This is a genomic window from Vagococcus acidifermentans, assembly GCF_003987655.1.
GTDB classification, from domain to species: Bacteria; Bacillota; Bacilli; order Lactobacillales; family Vagococcaceae; genus Vagococcus_B; species Vagococcus_B acidifermentans.
This window is the reverse complement of the sequence record NZ_NGKC01000013.1, coordinates 69402-75401: the sequence shown is the minus strand read 5'-3', so window position 1 is coordinate 75401 and position 6000 is coordinate 69402. Positions and strand designations below refer to the sequence as shown.

Annotated in this window: 5 protein-coding genes, 1 tRNA gene and 1 CRISPR repeat array; of the genes, 4 read left to right on the top strand and 2 right to left on the bottom strand. The window is 42.5% G+C overall.

The annotated features are described in order from the left end of the window. Positions 1–173 precede the first annotated feature (173 nt). Positions 174–1080: a CRISPR direct-repeat array (repeat unit 33 nt; unit sequence GTCTCACTCTGTTTAGAGTGAGTGGATTGAAAT). A gap of 284 nt (positions 1081–1364) precedes the next feature. Then, positions 1365–1454, bottom strand: a tRNA-OTHER gene (locus CBF27_RS14185). A 272-nt stretch (positions 1455–1726) separates the two neighbouring features. Between CBF27_RS14185 and CBF27_RS11130 the strand changes: the two genes are divergently transcribed. From CBF27_RS11130 to CBF27_RS11115, 4 genes are all read left to right on the top strand, one after another. Beyond that, positions 1727–2479, top strand: a complete 753-nt coding sequence (locus CBF27_RS11130; RefSeq protein ID WP_126814379.1) for a class I SAM-dependent methyltransferase — start codon at positions 1727–1729, stop codon at positions 2477–2479. Positions 2480–2513: 34 nt separating this feature from the next. After that, entirely contained in the window at positions 2514–3200 is a 687-nt protein-coding gene (locus CBF27_RS11125) for a response regulator transcription factor (protein ID WP_126814378.1), read from the top strand. Beyond that, positions 3190–4311, top strand: a complete 1122-nt coding sequence (locus CBF27_RS11120) for a sensor histidine kinase (protein WP_126814377.1) — start codon at positions 3190–3192, stop codon at positions 4309–4311. Before CBF27_RS11125 ends, CBF27_RS11120 begins: the two co-directional genes overlap by 11 nt. Before the next feature lie 76 nt (positions 4312–4387). Next, positions 4388–5269: a D-alanyl-D-alanine carboxypeptidase family protein gene (locus CBF27_RS11115; RefSeq protein WP_126814376.1), complete on the top strand. Its 882-nt coding sequence runs from the start codon at positions 4388–4390 to the stop codon at positions 5267–5269. 44 nt (positions 5270–5313) lie between these two features. On the opposite strand, the gene rpsD is transcribed toward CBF27_RS11115, so the two are convergent. Further along, positions 5314–5925: a 30S ribosomal protein S4 gene (gene rpsD, locus CBF27_RS11110; protein WP_126814375.1), complete on the bottom strand. Its 612-nt coding sequence runs from the start codon at positions 5923–5925 to the stop codon at positions 5314–5316. Between the last annotated feature and the right edge of the window lie 75 nt (positions 5926–6000).

Genomic DNA, 6000 nt, shown 5'->3' with positions numbered 1-6000 from the left:
TTGATAGTGAGCCCGTCTGTGATACCGTCACGGAAACGATCCTGACTTTTTAAAGCTGGGAAGCTGATCGTGAAAACTCACAGACGGGGAGGCTCGCTGTCAAGGGCAATCGGATAACATGATAAAAGGAACGACACCTTATAAATTTTGTCAAAAAAGGGGTTGCCATACCAGTCTCACTCTGTTTAGAGTGAGTGGATTGAAATAACACTTAGGCAATAACGCTAATATTGAAAATATTTGTCTCACTCTGTTTAGAGTGAGTGGATTGAAATGTCAAAGGTATCAAATGTTATCGCATTATTTAAGTCTCACTCTGTTTAGAGTGAGTGGATTGAAATTCCTAGTTGGACTGTTTCAAACTCTGGGCTGACAGTCTCACTCTGTTTAGAGTGAGTGGATTGAAATATAGTGTAAAGTAAAAGGTTTAGCAAAAATATGTGTCTCACTCTGTTTAGAGTGAGTGGATTGAAATGTCCACTAATAAAAAGCAAGCAGCAGAGATTGTTAGTCTCACTCTGTTTAGAGTGAGTGGATTGAAATCAAGCCCCTTACTACCTCAAACTTTGGATGTGGGTCTCACTCTGTTTAGAGTGAGTGGATTGAAATTGCCAGAAAGTCTGCAATGCCAACTACCCTGAAGTCTCACTCTGTTTAGAGTGAGTGGATTGAAATCATTTCCTTGGGCAAAGTTGCCCATTGCCATGTACGTCTCACTCTGTTTAGAGTGAGTGGATTGAAATAAAGGCATATTCCAGCTCTGCATGGTCAAACTGTGTGTCTCACTCTGTTTAGAGTGAGTGGATTGAAATCTTTTTCTCTGCCTTTTTTTCTGCAAGTGACTGCCGTCTCACTCTGTTTAGAGTGAGTGGATTGAAATGATGAGTTTAAAACCTGTAACAATTAAAGATTTGTCTCACTCTGTTTAGAGTGAGTGGATTGAAATATGACATTAAGTAATGAGTTAATCAAACGAAAAAGTCTCACTCTGTTTAGAGTGAGTGGATTGAAATTTGCTTTTCGAGGCTCTGCGGAATGCCTAGTTCCGTCTCACTCCGTTTAGAGCAAGTGGATTGAAATAGGCGTGCGAGGTACTGCTGATTGTCGTCAATCGTCACACTCTGCCTGTCCCCATCCTAACATCACAGGGATTCCACTCCCCGAGGTACAAGCGCAGCTTGATCACGAGAACTTTAAAACGCCCTTGGATATTTACGCTCATATTTTCAGAAAGCTGGGCAAAAAGACAGCTCAAACATTTAGTAACTTTATGCAAAAAAACATATCGTAGCCAAAAAAAGAAACGAGAGTTCCTGACCTGCTGCAAACATTAATACAGCAAGGTTCAGGAACTCTCCCAAAAAAGTGGACGGTAGGATTCGAACCTACACCTCTAGTTTAAGAATAAACATATTTGTCAATCCTCAGCGAGTTTTAACACCACGTTCATCCACAAAACAGACATTTTTTATCAACAAACTTTACTATAAACCATAAACTTTAAAGAAAGCATAAGCAATTATGAAGAATATTTGAACAATTATGAAAAAATAGCTATAATTCGTATCAAGTATGAAAGGGTTGACACCAATGTTTAGCCAACGAGAGAATTACTCGATACAGTTTATAAATCTGGCAGATACTGTGTTGAGAATAATTCTTTAGTCTGTCAGTAGAAATGTATCGCTTCAAGAAAAATACTGACTTATACAGGGAGGTCTTGAAGATGACAGTAGATCAGTTGAAAAAGGAATGGCAGGCATACGAAATGCTGCCGTTTGAAGGATGGGATTTTGGCCGGCTGGAAAATCGCTGGGAAAACGGCTCGTTGCCATGGGATTATAAAGAGATTGTCAGAGACATTCTAAAACCTGATATGCGCTTGTTAGATATGGGAACTGGCGGCGGCGAATTTTTAATATCGCTGCTTCATCCGTATGAAAAAACAGCGGTAACAGAAGGTTGGCTGCCTAACTTTCAGCTGCTGCAACGGACATTGCAGCCAAAAGGAGTTGATGTAAAGTGGGTGGCAGCAGATGATCAGCTTGATTTTCCTAATGACTCATTTGATATTGTGTTGAACCGTCATGAGTTGTTTGATGCAAAAGAAGTTGCCAGAGTATTGAAACCAGGCGGAGTGTTTATTACGCAGCAAGTGGGAGGTCAAAGCGGCCGATTGCTTTCCGAAAAATTGATACCGGATTTTATCCCGCCGTTCAGCGGTTGGGATTTAACGCTAGCGTCAGCACAACTTAAAGCGGCAGGATTTGAAGTTTTGTTGCAAGATGAGTGTTTTCCCTGTCAGTATTTCTTCGATATGGGGGCACTGATTTATTACGTGCGGATTATCAGCTGGGAGTTTCCGGGTTTCAGTGTCGCGACCCATTTTCAGCAGCTGTTAAATCTTTATGAGGAATTGCTATCAACAGGGCGGATAGTTAACAAGGAGCATCGCTTCCTAGTGGCAGCGCAAGTTTAAAACACAGCGGTCAGATGAGAGGAGGGCACATAAAATGACGATTTTAATTGTGGAAGATGAAGAAAGTATTTCAAAATTGGTGGCTGTTTATTTGAAAAATGAAAATTATGCTGTCAGTGTTTGTCAGACTGGCAGGGAGGCATTGTCAATCATCAATCAGGAAAAGATTTCTTTGGCGATTTTGGATGTAATGCTGCCCGACATCACCGGCTTTGAACTGTGCCGTTATATTCGCGAAAACAATCACCGTTATCCGATTATCATGCTGACAGCAAAAGGTGAGGAAACAGATAAAATCACCGGTTTGACGTTAGGTGCAGATGATTATGTGACGAAGCCGTTCAAACCGCTGGAGCTGGTAGCCAGAGTCAAAGCGCAGCTGCGCAGGGCAACAGCTTATAGTTCGACTGGAGAGGACAGGTTGTTAACATTCAAAGGACTTGAAGTGGATATTGCCAGGCGGAAGGTGCAGCTTAACGGCAGGTCAATCAACTTGACGCCGAAGGAATTTGATATTTTGGTTCTGTTGTTGGAGAACCGCGGAAATGTCGTCGAAACAGAAAAGCTGTTTCAGGATGTATGGCAGGAAAAGTATTTTGACACATCCAGCAACACCGTCATGGTCCATATCAGGCACTTGCGGGAGAAGCTGGGAGATACATCCGAACAGCGTGCATATATTCAAACAGTCTGGGGAGTGGGGTATAAAATTGAGGGATAAACTATCCAAAAAAGTGTTGTATACATTGTTGAAAATATTTGGAGCAGCTCTCCTGCTGATATTTATTATTAATGAAACGTTTATCGGCAGAGGGTTAGGACGGATGATTGACGACATCCTCGTGAGCTACTCTTATGATCCAGAAACAGGTGCTGCATTCGAAAGTGTAGTCGATTGGCCCCGCTTCAAACTTTTCTTCGTTGTGGTCACAATTGTTCTCTTGTTGATTATCAGCGGAGTAACAATGTTTGTCGTCCGTACATTCGTTGAACGTGAACTGAAAAATATTGCCAAGACTATTCCAGAATTTATGGCTGGCGGCGATACAAACTTGTTGGAGGATTATCCTGATTTGGGGTTTCAACTATCAGAAATAAGGAAAAATAATCTTCAAACGAAGGAATTGTACCGTAAGGAGTCGCAACGTACGAAAGACATGATAACGTATTTGGCGCATGATTTAAAGACACCTCTGGCTTCGATGACCGGTTACTTGAACTTGCTGCGGGATATCCAAGACTTGCCGTTAGCTAAGCGGGAAAAATATTTAGACATTGCGCTGGCTAAAGGCGACCGGCTGGAAGAGCTGATTAATGAACTGTTTGATGTTACCCGGTTTGCACTGGATAGCATGACGCTGTACATAACCAAGGTGCCGGTCAAACTGTTCCTGAATCAGATGGCAGAGGAGTTTTACCCGATGCTGCAATCAAAAAATCAGCGCATTACGCTAACTGTGCCAGATGATTTGATGATGACGGCTGACTCTGATAAAATTGCCCGAGTTATCAATAATCTTTTAAAAAATGCTGTTGCTTACGGCCGGAACGACAGTGATATCAGAATCACAGCGCAACAGTCGGCAGATGCCCGGCAGCTGGTGATGGCTATTGAAAATGACGGGCAGACGATACCGAAAGAGGAACTGGATTTGATTTTTGAAAAGTTTTATCGTCTGGATAAATCTCGCGGAACTGAAAACAGCGGCGGCGGTCTGGGGTTGGCGATAGCCAAGGAAATAGTGCTGGCGCATAAAGGACAGATACGGGCTGAGAGTGAGGGCGGCGTGACGACATTCTCACTTAGCTTGCCAATTCTTAATGAAACTTAAGATAAAGATAAGAATTACTTCAAACATTACCTTCTCCAACTTGGTTAACTAGTAACTCAGAAGAGGAGGTTTTTTGATGAAAAAAATCGTAAGAGGCTTGTTCCTCTTAGTAATCGTTTTGTCTAGTGTCTTTCTTTTTTTACAGCATCACTCCAATCATACTGCTTTGTTTGGCGATGTGACAAGCCGGTCGATTATGCTGACAGAGCTTGCGACAGGCGAACAAATTGCGGAAAAAAAAGCCCACAAAAAAATACCCATTGCTTCACTGACTAAAATGATGACTGCACTTTGCGTCATTGAATCAGCAGCAGATTTATCTGATACAGTGGAGATAAACGAAGAGAGTTTGAACCGCTTGAACGCGCAAGGGATGGCCATCTCAGGTTTTGCCCCGAATGTTCCGGTCACAATCAGAGACTTGCTATACGGCATGATGCTGCCTTCCGGTGCGGACGCAGCTGAAGCACTTGCTGAATATGTGTCAGGCGGCACTGAGAACTTCGTCGGTATGATGAATGAGAAAGCATCGGAATTAGGATTAAAGGATACGCATTTTTCGAACGTTGTCGGCTATGATGAACGGGAAAATTATTCGACTGCTGCCGACCTCAGTATTTTATTAAGTGCTGCTTTGACTAATCAGCTGTTTAAAGAAATTTTTACCACACAGCAGTTTGTGTCGCAACCGACGACCAATTATCCGCAAGGTGTGTTTCTGGAAAGTACGTTGTTAAAAACAGGTGAGAGCCTGTCCTTTGGCAACGGCACAATTTTAGGCGGGAAAACAGGATACACTGACAAGGCCGGCTTATGTCTGGCAAGTCTTGCAGAAATCAATGGTCAGCTGTATCTTCTTGTTAATTGTCATGCAGACGGGGAACCTACATCGGACCCGCTGCATATAATGGAAGCAAAGAAAATCTATCAGAGGCTGGCCACGGAGCTGGCGGAATAAAAAAAGCACTCAAACAGATAAGTTTGAGTGCTTTTAAAGCAATCTTACAGTAATTTGTTGTAAAATTCAACGACGAATGACTCATCGATATCTTGTGGCAGTTCTTCACGCTCAGGTAAGCGGCTCAGGCTGCCTTCCAGTTTTTCATCATCAAAGCTGACGAAAGCTGGGCGGCCCAGTGTGGATTCAACAGCTGCTTTGACAGCCGTCAATTCACGGGATTTTTCTCGCACAGATATAACTTGTCCAACTTCAACTTCGTAAGAAGGGATATCAACGCGTTTGCCGTCCACTAAAATATGACCGTGGTTGACAAACTGACGTGCTTGACGGCGTGTTGTTGCTAAACCTAAACGGTAAACAACATTATCCAATCGGCGTTCAAGCAGAATCATGAAGTTAACACCGTGTTTTCCTTCTCTGATTTTACCAGCTTTAACAAACAAGTTACGGAATTGACGTTCATTTAAACCATACATGTGACGCAGTTTTTGTTTTTCAGTCAATTGCATGCCATATTCAGATTTGCTTCTTCTTGAGTTAGGTCCATGTTGACCTGGTGCGTAAGGGCGGCGAGCCAGCTCTTTGCCGGTGCCTGATAATGAGATACCCAGACGTCTTGATAGTTTCCAGCTTGGTCCAGTATAACGAGACATTAGTAATTCCTCCAATAATTTTTTTGGAGTAAAATAATTCTGAAAATATTAGTATTCGTTCAGTTTATTCTTCAA